Source organism: Ruegeria sp. CDSC054 (assembly GCF_059610645.1).
Genome location: NZ_JBXWOA010000020.1, coordinates 37,591 through 54,094 on the forward strand (window position 1 = coordinate 37,591; position 16,504 = coordinate 54,094).

The following is a 16,504-nucleotide window of genomic DNA, read 5'->3' on the forward strand; positions in this document are numbered from 1 at the left end:
TTCATGTCCATTCCCCAGTCCGGCGGCGGACCGATCGAACGCCATGAGCAACTGGCCGAATATCTGGAATCGGGCTGCAAGCCCAAACAGGATTGGCGCATCGGAACCGAACATGAGAAGTTCGGTTATTGCAAAGACACGCTGAAACCGCTGCCCTTTGAGGGTGAGCGTTCCATTCTTGCCGTCCTGCAGGGTTTGCGTGATTTGCATGGCTGGGCCCCGGTGGAAGAGGCCGGCAAGCTGATCGGGCTGGAAAAAGACGGCGCCAATGTATCGCTGGAACCCGGCGGGCAGTTGGAATTGTCAGGCGCGCCGCTTGAGACCATTCATGAAACCTGTGACGAGGTGAACGCGCATCTGCGCGATGTGAAGGATATCGCGGACAAGATCGGTGTCGGTTTCATCGGCCTTGGGGCCGCCCCGATCTGGACCCACGAGGAAATGCCGCTGATGCCCAAGGGGCGTTACCGGCTGATGAATGACTACATGGAAAAAGTCGGCACCATGGGCCGGTCGATGATGCGCCGGACGTGTACGGTTCAGGTCAATATCGACTTTGGATCCGAGGCCGACATGGTGCAGAAACTGCGCGTCGCGCTGGCGTTGCAGCCTGTGGCAACGGCACTGTTTGCCAATTCCCCGTTCTTTGAGGGTAAGCCAAACGGCCAAAAAAGCTGGCGCAGCTATATCTGGCGTCATCTGGATGATGCGCGCACCGGTATGCTGCCCTTTGTGTTCGAAGACGGGTTCGGGTTCGAGGCTTGGGTCGAGTACGCCTTGGATGTGCCGATGTATTTCGTCTATCGCGACGGCAAGTATATCGACGCGCTGGGCCAGTCCTTCCGTGACTTTCTGCAAGGCAAACTGCCTGCTTTGCCAGGCGAAACGCCGACGTTGTCTGACTGGGCGGATCACCTGACCACAGCCTTCCCCGAGGCGCGGATCAAGAAGTTCATGGAGATGCGCGGGGCCGATGGTGGTCCCTGGCGGCGCCTGTGTGCCTTGCCCGCATTCTGGGTCGGTTTGACCTATGATCAAGGCGCGCTGGATGCGGCTTGGGATCTGGTCAAAGGCTGGGATGCCGAGACGCGCGAAGAGCTTCGGGTTGCCGCCGCCCGGGACGGCCTGCAGGCGCAGGTCGGCGACATCAACATGCACGATCTGGCTGGCGAGGTGGTTTCGATCGCCCAAGCCGGCTTGAAATCCCGCGCCTTTCCCGGTGCAGGTGGGTTGGTACCGGATGAAACGCATTTCCTGAATGCGCTCAAGGACAGTATCGAAACTGGCAAGGTTCCGGCGGACGAGTTGCTGGATCACTATAACGGCGACTGGAACGGCGATCTGACCCGGATTTATCCCGATTTCAGCTACTGACCGTCTTTTAGGTCTGTTGCCTTTAGGAGAGTATTTGCCAATTAACGTGATGTGACCTTGCCATGTGGCGGGGTCAACCGACTATGCTTGGCGGGATATTCCCGAGCGTGATGGCGTCATGGCCCGTATCAGCGAACTGCATTATTCCAATGCCTATGCCGCCCAAAGCGGCGTTTCCGAGTTCCTAGAGGTTGCGCTGAGATCCGATGAGGATCCGGCCAATTTCACTGTGTCCTTCTATCAGGCGAATGGTCAGGTCGGGATCGAGATTCCGCTGACCCACCCATCGGTTCAGGTTTCAATCGACCCTGACAACAATGAACAGGTCTTTGTAATTTCAGCAGATTTCTTTCCGATCCTGCTGACAGACCCCAATGGCGGGGGTCCGAACAACTATGAAGCCTATGCGCTGACCAATACATCGACGGGCGAGGTCATTGATTTCTACGATATCGGTGGCGGAACCACGGATATCGTCGCTCAAAACGGGTTGGCCGCCGGGGAAACTTCGGAAAATCTGCCGGTTCTTGTTGGGCCGAACCAAACCACGACAACCCTGCAGTTCAATCAGCCCAACCCGGACACACTGGTGCATGCGCCGCTCTCGCCCGGCGATTCAGGCGCACCGTGTTTCGCGGCTGGCACGTTGGTCGACACGCCGGATGGTCCGCGTAGGGTTGAAACTCTGGGGCCGGGTGACCTGGTGCTGACACAGGATGATGGTGCTTGCATCATTCGCTGGGCCGGTGGCCGCACTGTTTCAGGACGGGGTCGTTTTGCACCCGTTCGTATCCGTTCCGGCGCGTTGGGGGCGGAAAGGGACATTTACGTCTCGCCGCAACACCGCCTGCTGGTCTCAGGTTGGCAGGCGCAGCTGCTGTTCGGAGAAGATGAGGTTCTTGTCGCGGCCAAATCAATGGTCAATGACACGACCATCACATCCGCGCCTTGCGACCTTGTCCACTATGTCCACCTGTTCTTTGACCGGCATCAACTGGTGTCGACCTCTGGTCTGATCTCGGAAAGCTTCTTTCCCGGGGCGCAGGGCCTGTCGAGTCTTGATCGCGAAGCCGCAGACGAGCTGTTCGCCCTGTTCCCCGAGCTTTTGGATCAGCCACAAACTTATGGCCCGACCGTGCGCCCGGTCCGGTGCGGCCCACAAGTGGCAATGCTGCGGGCGATCTGATCCGTCCCTCTTGCTTTCGCGGACTGCTGTGATAGCAGAGCCTCAACAGCATTCAGGGAACCGTCATGGACGATCTTAAGGGAAAATATCTGGGTCAGATCGCCGATGCAGGCGACGAAAACGCGCTCGAAGCGATCCGTGTCGCGGCTGTCGGCAAAAAGGGCGAGGTTGCGCTGAAGATGCGCGAGTTGGGCAAGATGACGCCCGAGGAACGCCAGGTCGCTGGCCCCGCGCTGAACGCCCTAAAGGATGAGATCAACTCGGCCCTCTCCGCCAAGAAAGCCGCTTTGGCTGATGCCGCGCTGGACGAACGCCTGCGCACAGAATGGTTGGACGTCACCTTGCCGACCCGCGCCCGCCGTCAGGGGTCGATCCATCCAGTTAGCCAGGCGACCGAGGAACTGACCGCGATCTTTGCCGAACTGGGTTTCTCGGTGGCCGAAGGGCCACGGATCGAGGACGACTGGTACAACTTTGACGCCCTGAATATCCCCGGCCATCACCCTGCGCGGGCCGAGATGGACACGTTCTACATGCACCGCACCGAAGGCGACAATCGCCCACCGCACGTGCTGCGCACCCATACCTCGCCGGTGCAGATCCGCTCGATGGAGAAACAGGGCGCGCCTATCCGCGTGATCTGCCCGGGCGGTGTGTACCGCGCCGACTATGACCAGACCCACACGCCGATGTTCCATCAGGTCGAGGGACTGGCCATCGACAAGAACATCTCGATGGCAAACCTGAAATGGGTTCTGGAAGAGTTCGTGAAGGCGTTCTTCGAGGTCGACGATGTCGAACTGCGCTTCCGCGCCTCGCACTTCCCCTTCACTGAACCGTCGGCCGAGGTCGATATCCGCTGTTCCTGGGACAACGGCCAGTTGAAGATCGGCGAGGGCGACGACTGGATGGAGATTTTGGGCTCGGGCATGGTCCACCCCAAGGTGATCGCCGCCGGTGGTATCGACCCCGAAGTCTATCAGGGTTTTGCCTTTGGCATTGGCATCGACCGTCTGGCGATGCTGAAATACGGTATTCCTGATTTGCGCGCGTTCTTTGACAGCGACCTGCGCTGGTTGCGGCATTACGGGTTTGCGGCGCTGGATATGCCGAACCTGCATGGTGGTTTGAGCCGTTAGAGAGATCATTGGACGACTGGCTAACAGCATATCGCGATTGGTGGAAACGTAGGGTTTCCAAACGTCCACTGCTTTGGCTTTTGTGTTCGTTTCTCGCGGTTTTTGTTCTACCGATGCTGACGTCTTGGGTTTCGGAAAGCAACTCGGCCGCCGTCTTGATCGCTTTTGTCGTATCTGCGCTTTTGTTTCTGCCGGGCATGCTGATTGCTGGCCTTGAGTTTTTGAAGCCCGGTGCTTTTCACATGCGAGATAGGATTCAAAAAGAAAAAACCCAAGACCTGATTAACAAACGCAACAGCGGTTTTTGGAAGTGGTGGTAGGTAGTGTATCAACTTGGTGTATACCTTGCGACCTACTACGACTGGTGCTTCGCGTTTTCTGCACGCCATCGCCGGTGGGTGGGTTATGCCGTTGTATTTGGACCTTTTTTGATCTTTTTCGGGCTCGCGAGCTTCTTTCCCGGATGGATCAACGCGTTGATCCTGCTGGCTATGACGCCGTTCCAAGGACTTTTCTTGCTAGCGCATCACCGTGTCTGGGAAAAACGAGACCAGATTTACACCGACCGGCTAAACCGAGTCTACAAAACCAAAAAGCTCATAGATCGCTTCAAGAAGTAAGCGCGGAACAAAGGCCGATAGGCCGCCGCGCTATCGCCAGACCGCCCGCACGGGCTGGCGACAGCACGGCTTGTCACAATCTCGCACGGGGTTGTGACGTGACAGCGCGCGCAGCCTCGCTAGGGTTCGGCAGATGATTTATCGACTGCTCTGTCTCCTCGTGGTGACCGCCACCCAAGCCATCGCAATCGAATCCTGCCACGGCGATACCGCCTGTCAGGTCGGCGACCGTTCCTATCATGTGTTGGAACCTGACGGGTGGGATGGCGAAACGCCTTTGCCGGTGTTGCTGCATTTTCACGGCTGGGCGCGGCAAGGGACGGTGGTGGTGAACCACGAACGCATCGCCGGAGCCACGAAGCTGCGCGGCGTGTTGTTGGTGGCCCCGAACGGGTTGGGCAAAAGCTGGGACTTCTGGACCTCGGACACTGGGGATGTGCCTTTCGCTGACCGGGTGCTGGAGGATGTGGCTAGTCGCTATCCGATTGACCCCGACCGCATATATGTCTCGGGCTATTCCTACGGCGGCGCGATGGCGTGGCGCTATGTCTGCCAGTCCGGCAATGACACAGCCGCCTTGCTGGGCATCGCGGGCACCATTCGCCAGACCGAAGACTGTCCGCAGGCCCCGGCCGAGGTGCGCCATGTGCATGGGACCAGCGATACCGTCATGGATTTCCCCTTTGGACCGGGCGGTGATACGACCTATCCGGTGACACTGTGGCGGCAGAAATTCGGCTGCGAAACCGCCACCCCACGCGGGGATTGGAGCGTTGTGCCGATCCTGACGCTCAGCCGGGTGGAATGGACCGATTGCGCCCGGGGGCAGGTATCACTGGATACGCATCCGGGCGGGCATTTCATCCCGCATGGCTGGATTGGGCGGCAGTTGGATGAGCTGCTGGGGCGCGAGCCGACATATCCCTGATCATTTGACTTGCACAGGTATTTCCAGCTTGGTTGCCCGGAATGATCCGAAAATGGAACTGCCCGATGAAAACCTTGCTGCTATGCGCCCTGATCCTTGCAACCACACCTGTTCTGGCGCGCGATACGTATCCGCCGGTTGAGGTTCTGTTGCAGACCGATAAGTCCGTAATTGGTGAACCGCTGGAATACCCCGAAGGCAAGGCGCAGATAACCATGGCCATCGTGACCATGCAGCCCGGCCAAAAAACCGGCTGGCACCGGCACGAGGCCCCATTGGCGGCTTACATGCTGGAGGGTGAAATCACAGTGGATTACGGGGATGCCGGGACCAAAACCTACAAAACCGGTGATGCGCTGGTCGAGGCGTTCCGTTCACCTCATGCAGGCGTGAATTCAGGCGAAGATATCGCGCGGATTCTGGCTGTGTTTGCCGGTGCAGAGGGCGTTTCCAACACGGTCGCGGAAGAGTAGGCGCCCAAGCCCCCCTCACCCTCTTTCCCCTGTCCGCAATATCCGTTAAACGCGGTCTGACCCTAGATTTACTGGCGGATACCGACCGATGAAATTCACTCTTTCCTGGCTGAAAGACCACCTCGACACCGATGCGTCGGTAGATGAGATTGCAGAGACGCTGACCGATCTTGGACTGGAAGTCGAAGAGATCGTGAACCCTGCTGACCGTCTGGCAGGCTTTACGCTGGGCTATGTGAAGCACGCGGAAAAACATCCTGATGCCGACAAGCTGCGTGTGTGCACGGTCGCGACCGACGAGGGCGATCTGCAGATCATCTGCGGCGCGCCGAATGCGCGCGAAGGCATCACTGTCGTTGTCTGTAAACCCGGCATGTATATCCCCGGTCTGGACCTGACCATCAGCGTCGGCAAGATCCGCGGTGTCGAAAGCTTTGGCATGATGGCCTCCGAGCGCGAACTGGAGCTGTCGGACGAGCATGACGGCATCATCGAACTGCCTTCGGGTGAAGTCGGCGACAAGTTCGTCGACTGGCTGGCTGAAAACGAACCCGCGAAGGTCGATCCGATGATCGAAATCGCGATCACGCCGAACCGCCCTGATGCGCTGGGCGTGGCCGGGATCGCCCGCGATCTGGCTGCGCGCGGTGTTGGCACGCTAAAAGAGCGTGATTATGTGCCGGTGCCGGGTGATTTCGAAAGCCCGATCAAGGTGACGATTGATGAGGACACGCTGGATGGCGCGCCGCATTTCACCGGTCGTCTGATCAAGGGCGTCAAAAACGGCCCCAGCCCGCAATGGTTGCAGGATCAGTTGAAGGCAATTGGTCTGCGTCCGATCTCGGCGTTGGTCGATATCACCAACTACATGACCTTCGACCAGAACCGTCCGCTGCACGTGTTCGACGCCGATAAGGTTCAGGGCAACCTGCGCGTTCACCGTGCCAATGGTGGCGAAAAGCTGGTGGCGTTGGATGAGAAGGAATACACCCTGCAGCCCGGCATGATGGTGATTTCGGACGACAAAGGTCCCGAATCCATCGCTGGTATCATGGGCGGTGAGGAAACCGGCTGTACCGAAGAGACCGTGAACGTCTTCCTCGAAAGCGCGTTCTGGGATCATGTGCAGATCGCGTTGACCGGCCGTGCGCTTAAGATCAACTCGGACGCGCGCTATCGGTTCGAACGTGGCGTGGACCCGGAATACACGCTGGAAGGGTTGGAACACGCGACGCAGATGATCCTGGATATCTGCGGTGGTGAAGCCTCGAAAGTGGTCGAAGCTGGCAAGGTGCCGGATCATTCGCGCGCCTATAAGCTGGACGCTGAGCGTGTTAAGTCGCTGGTCGGCATGGACATTCCCGAGGCCGAGCAGCGCCAGACTCTGACACGTTTGGGCTTCCGCCTTGAGGGTGAGATGGCGCATGTCCCCAGCTGGCGTCCCGATGTCATGGGTGAGGCCGATCTGGTGGAAGAGGTCGCTCGGATTGCATCTCTGACCAAACTGCAGGGTAAGCCGCTGCCGCGTGTTACGGATGGTATTCCCAAGGCGGTGATGACCCCGTCGCAGCGGCGTCAGTCGATGGCACGTCGCACTTGTGCGGCGTTGGGGTACAACGAATGTGTCAGCTATACCTTCATCGATCAGGCCTCGGCCGCGTTGTTCGGTGGCGGGGATGAGGCGACGCAGCTTGAAAACCCGATCTCGTCCGAGATGAGCCATATGCGCCCCGATTTGCTGCCCGGTCTGTTGCAAGCTGCGGCCCGCAATCAGGCGCGTGGGTATGCCGACGTGGCACTGTTCGAGGTTGGCCCGGTGTTTCACGATGGTGAGCCTGGCGATCAGAAAACCCAGATCACTGGCCTTTTGGTTGGACGCAGCGGTCCCAAGGATGTGCACGGCGCTTCGCGCCCTGTCGATGTGTTCGACGCCAAAGCAGATGCCGAGGCTGTGCTGGCCGCAATCGGTGCGCCCGCTAAAGTGCAGGTCCTGCGCGATGGTGATGCCTGGTGGCATCCTGGCCGTCACGGCAAGATCTGTCTTGGCCCGAAAAAGGTGTTGGGCGTCTTTGGTGAGCTGCACCCACGCGTGTTGCAGGCGATGGATATCAAAGGCCCTGCGATGGCTTTCACCATCTGGCCGGAGGAGGTGCCTCTGCCACGTAAGTCCGGTGCCACCCGAGCGGCGCTGGAATTGCGCGATCTTCAGGCGGTCGAGCGTGACTTTGCCTTTGTCGTCGACGAGGGCGTCGAAGCGCTGACACTGGTGAACGCCGCAGCGGGTGCTGACAAGGCGCTGATCGAGGACGTCCGGGTCTTTGACGAGTTTATCGGCGGTAGCCTGGGTGAGGGTAAGAAATCTCTGGCCATCACTGTTCGCCTCCAGCCGACGGATGCGACGCTAAAGGAAAAAGACATCGAAGCGGTGGCTGAGAAAATCATCGCCAAGGTCACCAAGGCGACTGGCGGCGTTCTGCGCGGGTGATGCCTGGCCGCCTCCGGCTGGAGTTTTTGAAAAGATGAAGGGGCGGTGGCGCCCTTTCTGTTTTTGCGGAGGAGCAAATGATGCTGAACGTTTACCTATCCGGCGAAATCCATACCGATTGGCGGGAACAGATCATCGAAGGCGCTCAGGGTCTGGACATCACGTTCAACAGTCCTGTGACTGATCACGCGGCCAGCGATGACTGTGGTGTGGCCATTCTGGGGGGCGAGCCAAACAAGTATTGGCACGACCACAAAGGCGCAATGGTCAACGCGATCCGCACGCGCAAGGGCATCGCGGATGCCGATGTAGTCGTGGTCCGCTTCGGTGAAAAATACAAACAGTGGAATGCGGCATTTGACGCGGGTTACGCTGCGGCGCTGGGGAAATCACTGATTGTGCTGCACGGCCCTGATCACCAACACGCGTTGAAAGAGGTGGATGCGGCGGCACTGGCCGTGGCCGAGCATCCGGGCCAAGTCGTTGATGTACTGCGCTATGTTCTGACGGGCGCGCTGCCAAAATAACTCACGCGACGTTTTCCTTGCGGGAAATCAGGGTGCTTTCTACCGTCTGTTTGGGCAGTACGGGGAGACATTCATGGAATTCGACTATGTCATCGTGGGCGGTGGGTCCGCCGGATGTGTTATGGCCGCGCGGCTGAGCGAAGATCTAGACACAAGCGTTTGCCTGCTTGAAGCGGGTGGCGCCGGTGAAGATCTGGTGATCCGGGCTCCGGCGCTGGTGGCAGCCATGGTTTCGGGGCGGCCCAAGCTAAACAACTGGGCTTTTCAAACCGTGCCACAGGCCGGGTTAAATGGTCGGAAGGGGTTTCAGCCACGGGGAAAGGCAATGGGCGGATCGTCGGCGATCAATGCGATGCTGTATGTGCGCGGACACCCCACGGACTATGATGAATGGGCGGATTTGGGGTGCGAAGGTTGGGATTGGAAGAATGTCCTGCCTTACTTCCGCAAGACCGAGGGCAACGCGCGCGGTGCGGATGATCTCCATGGCGGTGATGGTCCCTTGCAGGTGTCGGACCAGTCTGAGCCGCGTGCCATCTCTCATGCGTTTGTCGAGGCCTGCGGCCAGCAACAAATTCGCAAGACAAAGGATTTCAACGGGCCGACACAGGAAGGCGCGGGCCTGTATCAGGTCACGCAGTTCCACGACGGGGCGCATAAGGGTGAACGCTGCTCGGCGGCTGCGGCCTATTTGCGGGGCGTCAAATCGCGGCCGAACCTGACAATCATGACAGGGGCAGAAGCTCAGAAGATCCTTTTGGACAAAAAGCGCGCAACCGGGGTTTTGCTGCGTCAGAAAGGTAAGGCTGTCGAGGTTCGCGCTCGCCGTGAAGTCATCCTTTCGGGGGGTGCTTTTGGTTCGCCACAATTGCTGATGTTGTCCGGTGTCGGGCCCGAGGCCGAGTTGAAACAGCACGGTATTCCCGTTCTGCACGACTTGCCCGGCGTTGGTCAGAATCTGCAGGACCATCTGGACTATGTCCTCAGCTATCATTCGAAACGTAAGGATGTCATCGGGCTGACCCCGGGCGGGCTATGGAACCTGGCTAAGGCGGGGTTGGACTGGCGCCGCACTGGAGAGGGGCTGTTTGCGACTCCTTTTGCCGAAGGCGGCGCGTTCTTCAAATCTGATCCATCCGTTTCCAAACCGGATCTTCAGCTGCACTTTGTTGTCGGAATCGTTGACGACCACATGCGCAAGATTCACTTGTCGCACGGGTTTTCGTGCCATGTCTGTGTGTTGCGCCCGTTCAGCAGGGGCAGCGTGGGCCTAACCTCGGACCGGGCCGGAGAGGCGCCGCGTATTGACCCGGCTTATCTCAGCGATGACCGCGATCTGGATCTGTTGAAGCGCGGGGCTCGTATCATGGAATCAATTCTCGAATCCGAGCCGCTGGAACCCTGGCGCAAAAAGCGACTCTATGCCCATGACGACAGTGATCAGGCCTTGGAGGCTGATATCCGCAGCCGTGCCGACACGATCTATCACCCGGTGGGCACCTGCAAGATGGGGATCGACGATATGGCCGTTGTCGATACCGAAGGTCGGGTTCATGGGGTCGAGGGGCTGCGGGTGGTCGACGCATCGGTCATGCCGACTTTGGTCGGCGGCAATACCAATGCGCCCACTATCATGATTGCCGAAAAGATCGCCGAAGCAATCAGTCCCGGGGCGGCGTAACCAGGCCTTTTTGCACCGCGGGTCGCTCTAGGAACCGGTCGAGATACGCCACCAGATTGGCGTGGTCTTCCCAACCAACAAGGTCGTGGGCATTGTAGAATTCGAGCCCGCGCAGCCACGGCGCGATTGCGATATCGGCAATCGAATAGTCTCCGGCAATCCAATCCTGGCCTTCAAGCTGTTGGTTCAGGACATTCAGCAATCGCTTGGCCTCGTTCACGTAGCGTTCACGCGGGCGGGGGTCTTCGATCTCGCGGCCTGCGAATTTGTGGAAGTAGCCCAGTTGCCCGAACATCGGACCGATGCCGCCCATCTGGAACATCACCCATTGGATCACGCGATATTTGTCGGCTTTGGTCTGACCCAGAAACTTGCCGCTTTTCTCGGCGAGATATATCAGGATCGCTCCGCTTTCGAACAGACCAATGGATTCTCCGTCCGGACCATTCGGGTCGATGATCGCCGGGATTTTGTTGTTGGGGTTCAATGACAGGAATTCGGGGCTTTTGACATCCGAGTCCGAAAGCGTAACCCGATGGGCTTCATAGGGCAGGCCGGTTTCTTCCAGCATGATCGACGCTTTGACGCCGTTCGGCGTGGGGAAAGAATAGAGCTGAATCCTGTCGGGAAACTGCGCAGGCCAGCGGGCTGTTATCGGGTGAGAGGCGGTGTCCAGCATGGGGGGCTCCTGTCATGGGTTGCCAGCAATAGTTAGGTACACCTGCCCAGTCTTGCCAGTATCCGGGCTGTGCATACAAGGTCAGGGACTGTGTGCGTGAGAACAACGGGGAAAACCTGCGTATCTCACACCTAGACCGACGCGCGCTTATGGATCACTATTCCGCCAATCCCGCGCTGAGAGACGCGGGTTTGCCGTGAATCAAAAGGAGATGCGCGTGGATGATGTCGTAACACAGGTGGGTGCCTTTGCCCCGCTGATCATAAGCGCAGTCAAAGCGCTGGTCGTACTGATCCTTGGATGGATCATTGCTGGCGCCATTGCCGGTGTAGTCCGGCGCAGGATCAATGCGACACCGCATATTGATCAGACGCTTGGGAATTTCGTCGCCAGTCTGGTGAAATGGGTCATATTGGCCATGGTACTGGTTGCAGTGCTGGGCATCTTTGGCATTCAGGCGACAAGCATCGTCGCCATTTTGGGTGCTGCTTCTCTGGCCATTGGTTTGGCCCTTCAAGGAACTCTGAGCGATCTTGCTGCCGGTGTCATGCTGGTTGTCTTCCGCCCTTACAAGCTAGGTCAGTATGTCGATATCGGCGGCACCGCAGGCACTGTTAAGGATCTGAACCTGTTCACGACCGAGCTGGTGACGCCGGATAACGTGCAGATCATCGTTCCCAACGGACAATCCTGGGGATCGATCATCACGAACTACTCGGCCCATGAAACGCGCCGCGTCGATCTGGTGTTCGGCATCGACTATGGCGACAGTGCGGATGAGGCAATGAAGATCATTCTGGATGTCGCGAAGGCTGATGAGCGCATCATGGATGACCCGGAACCGTGGGTGCGCGTGACCAATCTGGGCGACAGCTCGGTTGACCTGACAGCGCGCCTGTGGTGCGCGGCGGCGGATTATTGGGATGTGAAGTTCGACCTGACCAAAGCCGTCAAGGAAGCCTTTGACGCCAAAGGTGTTTCGATTCCCTACCCGCATTCGGTGGAAATCCACAAGGAAGGGTAAAGGCTCCCGCCCGTCGCGTGGGCATTGGAAATGCCCTCCTCCGGTTGGGCACGGCGCCGCGCTTTCAGCGCGGCGTTTCTTTTTTGGAAGCCAGGATCGTGGCTACAAACGAAAAGCGGCGCGCCAGAGGCGCGCCGCTATGCCCAACGCTGTAAAGCAGCCGCTTCAGCGGCTACTTTCAGGGGCGGGAGTGCTTCAGGCGTTGACGATTGCCTCAGGCGAGACAACGTCCAGACCCAGCGCCGTACCAACAGCTTCGTAAGTCAGCTGACCGGCATGGACGTTCAGACCTGCCAGCAAATGCGGGTCGTCCTGACATGCTTTCTTCCAGCCTTTACCAGCCAGTGCCAGCAGGAACGGCATGGTCGCGTTACCCAATGCGATGGTCGAAGTCCGCGCAACCGCGCCCGGCATGTTGGCAACGCAGTAGTGCATGACGCCGTCAACTTCGTAGATCGGGTCAGCATGGGTGGTCGCTTTGGAGGTTTCAAAGCAGCCGCCCTGGTCGATGGCAACGTCAACCAGAACCGCACCGGGTTTCATGGTGGACAGCTGCGCACGCGAGATCAGCTTGGGTGCCGCAGCGCCCGGGATCAGAACAGCACCGATGACCATGTCGGCATCCTGGATCAGCTCGGCCGTTGCTCCGGCTGTCGAGTACTGGCTTTTGAATGTGCCGCCGAAGACGTCGTCGAGGTAACGCAGGCGTGGCAGAGACCGGTCCAGAACGGTGACATCAGCGCCCATGCCGGCCGCGATCTTGGCTGCGTGCGTGCCAACAACGCCGCCGCCGATCACGATGACTTTGGCTGGGCCAACACCGGGAACGCCACCCATCAGAACACCGCGGCCGCCATTGGCCTTTTGCAGGGTCCACGAACCGACCTGAGGTGCCAGACGACCAGCAACTTCGGACATCGGCGCCAGCAGCGGCAGGCCGCCGTTGCGGTCAGTTACGGTTTCATAGGCAATCGCGGTGCAGCCCGACGCCAGCAGGTCGTGGGTCTGGTCTGGATCAGGTGCCAGGTGCAGGTAGGTGAACAGCAGCTGGCCTTCACGCAGCATCTTGCGCTCAACCGCCTGAGGTTCCTTGACCTTTACGATCATGTCTGCGGTCGCAAAAACTTCTTCGGCGGTGTCGACAATGCGAGCGCCTGCAGCGACATAAGAGTCGTTGTCAAAGCCAGAACCCATGCCGGCATTGGTTTCAATGATGACCTCGTGGCCGCGCGCAACAGCTTCTTGCGCAGCGTTGGGGGTCATGCCAACACGGAATTCCTGGGGTTTGATTTCCTTGGGGCAACCGATTTTCATTTCTCGCTCCTCCATTCATAAACTGCCCAAATTATGTGCAATTTGGGATGCAATTTCTGTGAAACTCTGCCCGTCATTTTGGTTTTCTTTGCGAGAATCTTCGGTACTATTGGAATATCTTGCAAAGGATTTGCGCGTATGAGCCTCGACACGACCGATAGAAAGATTCTGGCCGCCCTGCAGAGAAACGGCAGGATGTCGAATGCCGAGCTGTCAGATCAGGTGAATCTGTCGCCGTCGGCATGTCACCGGCGTGTCCAACGGCTTGAAGCCGACGGGTACATTCGAAACTATGTGGCATTGCTGGATGCACGCAAGATGAACGTCCCGACCACCGTGTTTGTCGAGATCACCTTGCAGGGCCAGGCCGAAGAGCTTTTGGATGCGTTCGAAAAAGCAGTGGCGCGTATTCCCGACGTTCTGGAGTGTCATCTCATGGCGGGGACGGCGGACTATATTCTGAAGGTTGTCGCCGAGAACACCGAGGATTTCGCCCGAATTCACCGTCAGTACCTTTCGCGCTTGCCCGGCGTGGCGCAAATGCAAAGCTCATTTGCTTTGCGTACTGTGTTCAAGACGACGGCCTTGCCGGTGTGACCGTCAGGCTGGGGCCGGGTAGGTGAACAGGATCAGATGCATGGCATTGAAGCCGAAATGCATTATGACGGGCACCCACAACCGACCGGTCGCATAAAATCCCAAACCACAGGCCGCGCCAAGAATCGCGGCATAAGCGACTAGGGCCGGACCCCCGGCAAAATGCGCCAAACCAAACAGAAGGCTGGCCAGAGTCACACCAAGTGCTGCACCTAGTTTGGACGCAATAAGCGACTGCAGATACCCACGGAAAAAGGCCTCTTCCGTCAAGCAGGTCAGAAACAGATTCGAGAGTGCGAACACAATCCACCAAGGTGGCAGGCTGACCTCTGGCCGGATGGCCTGCGCGGCCAGTCCAACGGCGAAGAGGGCGGGTAAGGCCGCAAGGCCCACCAGCAACGGTGTTCTCCGGACAGGTCTCGCTGAATTGGTCAGTCCCGGCCACGCCAACAGAACCGCGAACAGCACCATTGGCTTGTCCAGATTCAGGTACATTGAAAACGCCGAACTGTCGGGCCCGGCATAGACCCGGTCCAGTACCAGCAGGTTTTGAAATCCGGGCACCAGATGCGCGCCCAATCCAAGACACCAGCCAATCAACATGACGTGGCCAACCGCCGCGCCGGTGCCTGTGAGATGGTTCAGGGCCGCAGCACCCAGCAATCCGGCTGCAACAATTCCAACAGCCAAAGGCGTGACCAGCCCAATGGCGAGGGCGGCAAGACCAAACACCAACAGCAGCGTCAGGCCAAGTTGCCGCCGGCCCGAGGCCGCACTGACCATGCCGGCGATCAGTATGAACCAGGGCCATATCAATGGCAGGAGGGATACAAAATGCGCCACGGCTCTCTCTCGTATTCAGGTGCGTATTGATGCCGTCGGACACCCCCAAATGGCAAGGCCGTGTAAGGGTCGGCCTGTGCCTTACTGTCGGCGTTGCGTCAAATCAGACGCTTGTATCCAGGCGCAGGTCGGTTCAATTATAGGGATGACCGTACATCTGCCTGTTTTACGGCACCGCACCAACTTGATATTGAACCGGCGCGGGGCGTTCATCAATTATTTCTGATGACATCAGGCGGTCACACTCTCTGGGTATGGTCGGAACCCGTTGACTGATAAGGAGCAGATCTTGGCTTACCAACACAATGACGCCCCAAAAGACTGGCTGGAAGCCGAGCTCGAAGACTCGTTGGACGAAGATTTCGAAATCGAATTCAGTGAGCCGATGCTGTCGATGGAAGTTCGCAAGATCTACAAGGAACAGCATCCCGACATGTTGGACCGCAAGGTCTATTTCCAGAACCTGCTGCGATTGCAGGCCGAACTGATCAGAGTGCAGGATTGGGTTCAACATACCGGCGCCAAAGTGTGCATCCTGTTCGAAGGTCGCGACAGTGCCGGTAAAGGGGGGGTAATCAAGCGGATTACCCAGCGCCTGAACCCGCGTGTTGCGCGTGTGGTTGCCTTGCCTGCACCGAGTCGCAGGGAACAAAGCCAGTGGTATTTCCAACGCTACGTGCCGCACCTGCCCGCAGCTGGCGAAATCGTTCTGTTCGACCGGTCCTGGTATAACAGGGCCGGTGTCGAACGGGTCATGGGTTTTGCCAGCGAAGATCAGGTCGAACAGTTCTTTCAGGACGTTCCCGAATTCGAACGGATGCTGGTGCGGTCGGGGATCATCCTGCTGAAATATTGGTTCTCGATCACTGATGAAGAACAGCAGTTGCGATTCCTGATGCGCATTCACGATCCGATGAAGCAGTGGAAGCTGTCGCCGATGGATCTGGAATCGCGCATTCGGTGGGAATCCTACACCAAGGCCAAAGAGGATATGTTGTTCCGCACGAACATACCCGAAGCGCCCTGGTACATCGTCGAAGGCAATGACAAAAAGCGCGAGCGCCTGAATTGTATCGAACACCTGCTGACCAAGATCCCGTATTCGGATGTTCCGCAGGAAAAAGTCGACCTGCCGGATCGAAAGTACAACCCGGAATACGAACGCCGGGTTCTGCCGGACGATCTGTATGTCCCAAAGGTCTATTGAACTATTGAAGTAGAAATTGGTGCGAGGCAGGGTCGCCCCCGCCCCGCACCCTGGGACCCGTTAAGCGGCGTCCATCATGCAGTCGAAATCATAATAGTTGAACACAAAGACATCACCTGAATTGTCTCCGGTCATGTCAGAGCATGTCTCAACATCGTCCGCAGGATTGTCATCGCCGGTCATCACCATATCGAAATCGTCGGTTTCGGGTTCCGCATCGGCATAGTCCGTTTCGTTCCAATCAAACTGGTCGAACTGCGCCTGAATCGATTGGACGAATGCCCGGATCTCGGCCAGGAACTCCTGCACATCGAAACATGCAAATTCTTCAGGTTCTTCCGTTCCGGGCGTTTCTGGCTCCGGTACCTCGGCCACCGGTTCCTCGGGCTCGGTGATTTCTGGCTCCGGTACCTCGGCCACCGGTTCC

General features: G+C 58.3%; 15 protein-coding genes and 1 pseudogene. 11 read left to right on the top strand and 5 right to left on the bottom strand.

Annotation, left to right across the window (positions count from 1 at the left end):
* The first annotated feature begins 3 nt into the window (after positions 1-3).
* From AC2FGC_RS22710 to pheS, 3 genes are all read left to right on the top strand, one after another.
* Entirely contained in the window at positions 4-1,374 is a 1,371-nt protein-coding gene (locus AC2FGC_RS22710) for a glutamate--cysteine ligase (protein WP_058273615.1), read from the top strand.
* A gap of 64 nt (positions 1,375-1,438) precedes the next feature.
* Positions 1,439-2,560, top strand: a complete 1,122-nt coding sequence (locus tag AC2FGC_RS22715; protein WP_496727288.1) for a Hint domain-containing protein — start codon at positions 1,439-1,441, stop codon at positions 2,558-2,560.
* Positions 2,561-2,625: 65 nt separating this feature from the next.
* A complete protein-coding gene (pheS, locus tag AC2FGC_RS22720; protein ID WP_496783528.1) occupies positions 2,626-3,699 on the top strand; it encodes a phenylalanine--tRNA ligase subunit alpha in 1,074 nt (357 codons plus the stop codon).
* 107 nt (positions 3,700-3,806) lie between these two features.
* On the opposite strand, the gene AC2FGC_RS22725 is transcribed toward pheS, so the two are convergent.
* Positions 3,807-4,205, bottom strand: a complete 399-nt coding sequence (locus AC2FGC_RS22725; RefSeq protein WP_496727290.1) for a hypothetical protein — start codon at positions 4,203-4,205, stop codon at positions 3,807-3,809.
* Positions 4,206-4,452: 247 nt separating this feature from the next.
* Between AC2FGC_RS22725 and AC2FGC_RS22730 the strand changes: the two genes are divergently transcribed.
* From AC2FGC_RS22730 to AC2FGC_RS22750, 5 genes are all read left to right on the top strand, one after another.
* Positions 4,453-5,247, top strand: a complete 795-nt coding sequence (locus AC2FGC_RS22730; protein WP_496727292.1) for a CE1 family esterase — start codon at positions 4,453-4,455, stop codon at positions 5,245-5,247.
* A 65-nt stretch (positions 5,248-5,312) separates the two neighbouring features.
* Positions 5,313-5,720 (top strand): cupin domain-containing protein, encoded by a 408-nt coding sequence (locus tag AC2FGC_RS22735; RefSeq protein ID WP_496783532.1) that lies wholly within the window; start codon positions 5,313-5,315, stop codon positions 5,718-5,720.
* Between the two features lie 88 nt (positions 5,721-5,808).
* Positions 5,809-8,205, top strand: a complete 2,397-nt coding sequence (pheT, locus tag AC2FGC_RS22740) for a phenylalanine--tRNA ligase subunit beta (RefSeq protein ID WP_496727294.1) — start codon at positions 5,809-5,811, stop codon at positions 8,203-8,205.
* Positions 8,206-8,282: 77 nt separating this feature from the next.
* The gene (locus AC2FGC_RS22745; protein ID WP_496727296.1) at positions 8,283-8,732 is read left to right on the top strand and encodes a YtoQ family protein; all 450 of its coding nucleotides are present in this window, start codon (positions 8,283-8,285) and stop codon (positions 8,730-8,732) included.
* Between the two features lie 73 nt (positions 8,733-8,805).
* A complete protein-coding gene (locus AC2FGC_RS22750) occupies positions 8,806-10,413 on the top strand; it encodes a GMC family oxidoreductase (protein ID WP_496727297.1) in 1,608 nt (535 codons plus the stop codon).
* Here AC2FGC_RS22750 and AC2FGC_RS22755 read toward each other — a convergent pair.
* Positions 10,394-11,092 carry a glutathione S-transferase family protein gene (locus tag AC2FGC_RS22755; RefSeq protein WP_496727299.1) on the bottom strand — a complete coding sequence of 233 codons (699 nt, stop codon included), beginning with the start codon at positions 11,090-11,092 and terminating at the stop codon, positions 10,394-10,396. The two genes, AC2FGC_RS22750 and AC2FGC_RS22755, sit on opposite strands and share 20 nt — an antisense overlap.
* Before the next feature lie 211 nt (positions 11,093-11,303).
* Between AC2FGC_RS22755 and AC2FGC_RS22760 the strand changes: the two genes are divergently transcribed.
* Complete coding sequence (locus AC2FGC_RS22760) at positions 11,304-12,116, top strand: mechanosensitive ion channel family protein (RefSeq protein WP_496727304.1); 813 nt, start codon at positions 11,304-11,306, stop codon at positions 12,114-12,116.
* Positions 12,117-12,311: 195 nt separating this feature from the next.
* Here the strand turns inward: AC2FGC_RS22760 and ald are convergent, their stop codons facing one another.
* On the bottom strand, positions 12,312-13,430 hold the full coding sequence (gene ald, locus AC2FGC_RS22765; RefSeq protein ID WP_058273693.1) for an alanine dehydrogenase: 1,119 nt from the start codon (positions 13,428-13,430) through the stop codon (positions 12,312-12,314).
* Between the two features lie 138 nt (positions 13,431-13,568).
* Here ald and AC2FGC_RS22770 point away from each other — a divergent pair, with 138 nt between their 5' ends.
* Entirely contained in the window at positions 13,569-14,027 is a 459-nt protein-coding gene (locus AC2FGC_RS22770) for an Lrp/AsnC family transcriptional regulator (protein ID WP_496727301.1), read from the top strand.
* A gap of 3 nt (positions 14,028-14,030) precedes the next feature.
* Here AC2FGC_RS22770 and AC2FGC_RS22775 read toward each other — a convergent pair whose 3' ends face one another.
* Positions 14,031-14,870: a CPBP family intramembrane glutamic endopeptidase gene (locus tag AC2FGC_RS22775; protein ID WP_496727302.1), complete on the bottom strand. Its 840-nt coding sequence runs from the start codon at positions 14,868-14,870 to the stop codon at positions 14,031-14,033.
* Between the two features lie 289 nt (positions 14,871-15,159).
* On the opposite strand from AC2FGC_RS22775, the gene ppk2 reads away from it, so the two are divergent.
* A complete protein-coding gene (gene ppk2 / locus AC2FGC_RS22780; RefSeq protein WP_496727303.1) occupies positions 15,160-16,077 on the top strand; it encodes a polyphosphate kinase 2 in 918 nt (305 codons plus the stop codon).
* 60 nt (positions 16,078-16,137) lie between these two features.
* Here ppk2 and AC2FGC_RS22785 read toward each other — a convergent pair.
* Positions 16,138-16,504 (bottom strand): annotated as a pseudogene (locus AC2FGC_RS22785) (CAP domain-containing protein); the annotation flags it as partial.

Excerpts from the sequence above, each read along its gene's own strand:
- AC2FGC_RS22735 (WP_496783532.1), top strand. The coding sequence starts at position 5,313 with ATGAAAACCTTGCTGCTATGCGCCCTGATCCTTGCAACCACACCTGTT.
- AC2FGC_RS22710 (WP_058273615.1), top strand. The coding sequence starts at position 4 with ATGTCCATTCCCCAGTCCGGCGGCGGACCGATCGAACGCCATGAGCAA.
- AC2FGC_RS22760 (WP_496727304.1), top strand. The coding sequence starts at position 11,304 with ATGCGCGTGGATGATGTCGTAACACAGGTGGGTGCCTTTGCCCCGCTG.
- AC2FGC_RS22755 (WP_496727299.1), bottom strand. The coding sequence starts at position 11,092 with ATGCTGGACACCGCCTCTCACCCGATAACAGCCCGCTGGCCTGCGCAG.
- AC2FGC_RS22730 (WP_496727292.1), top strand. The coding sequence starts at position 4,453 with ATGATTTATCGACTGCTCTGTCTCCTCGTGGTGACCGCCACCCAAGCC.
- AC2FGC_RS22745 (WP_496727296.1), top strand. The coding sequence starts at position 8,283 with ATGATGCTGAACGTTTACCTATCCGGCGAAATCCATACCGATTGGCGG.
- AC2FGC_RS22750 (WP_496727297.1), top strand. The coding sequence starts at position 8,806 with ATGGAATTCGACTATGTCATCGTGGGCGGTGGGTCCGCCGGATGTGTT.
- pheS (WP_496783528.1), top strand. The coding sequence starts at position 2,626 with ATGGACGATCTTAAGGGAAAATATCTGGGTCAGATCGCCGATGCAGGC.
- AC2FGC_RS22770 (WP_496727301.1), top strand. The coding sequence starts at position 13,569 with ATGAGCCTCGACACGACCGATAGAAAGATTCTGGCCGCCCTGCAGAGA.
- ald (WP_058273693.1), bottom strand. The coding sequence starts at position 13,430 with ATGAAAATCGGTTGCCCCAAGGAAATCAAACCCCAGGAATTCCGTGTT.
- pheT (WP_496727294.1), top strand. The coding sequence starts at position 5,809 with ATGAAATTCACTCTTTCCTGGCTGAAAGACCACCTCGACACCGATGCG.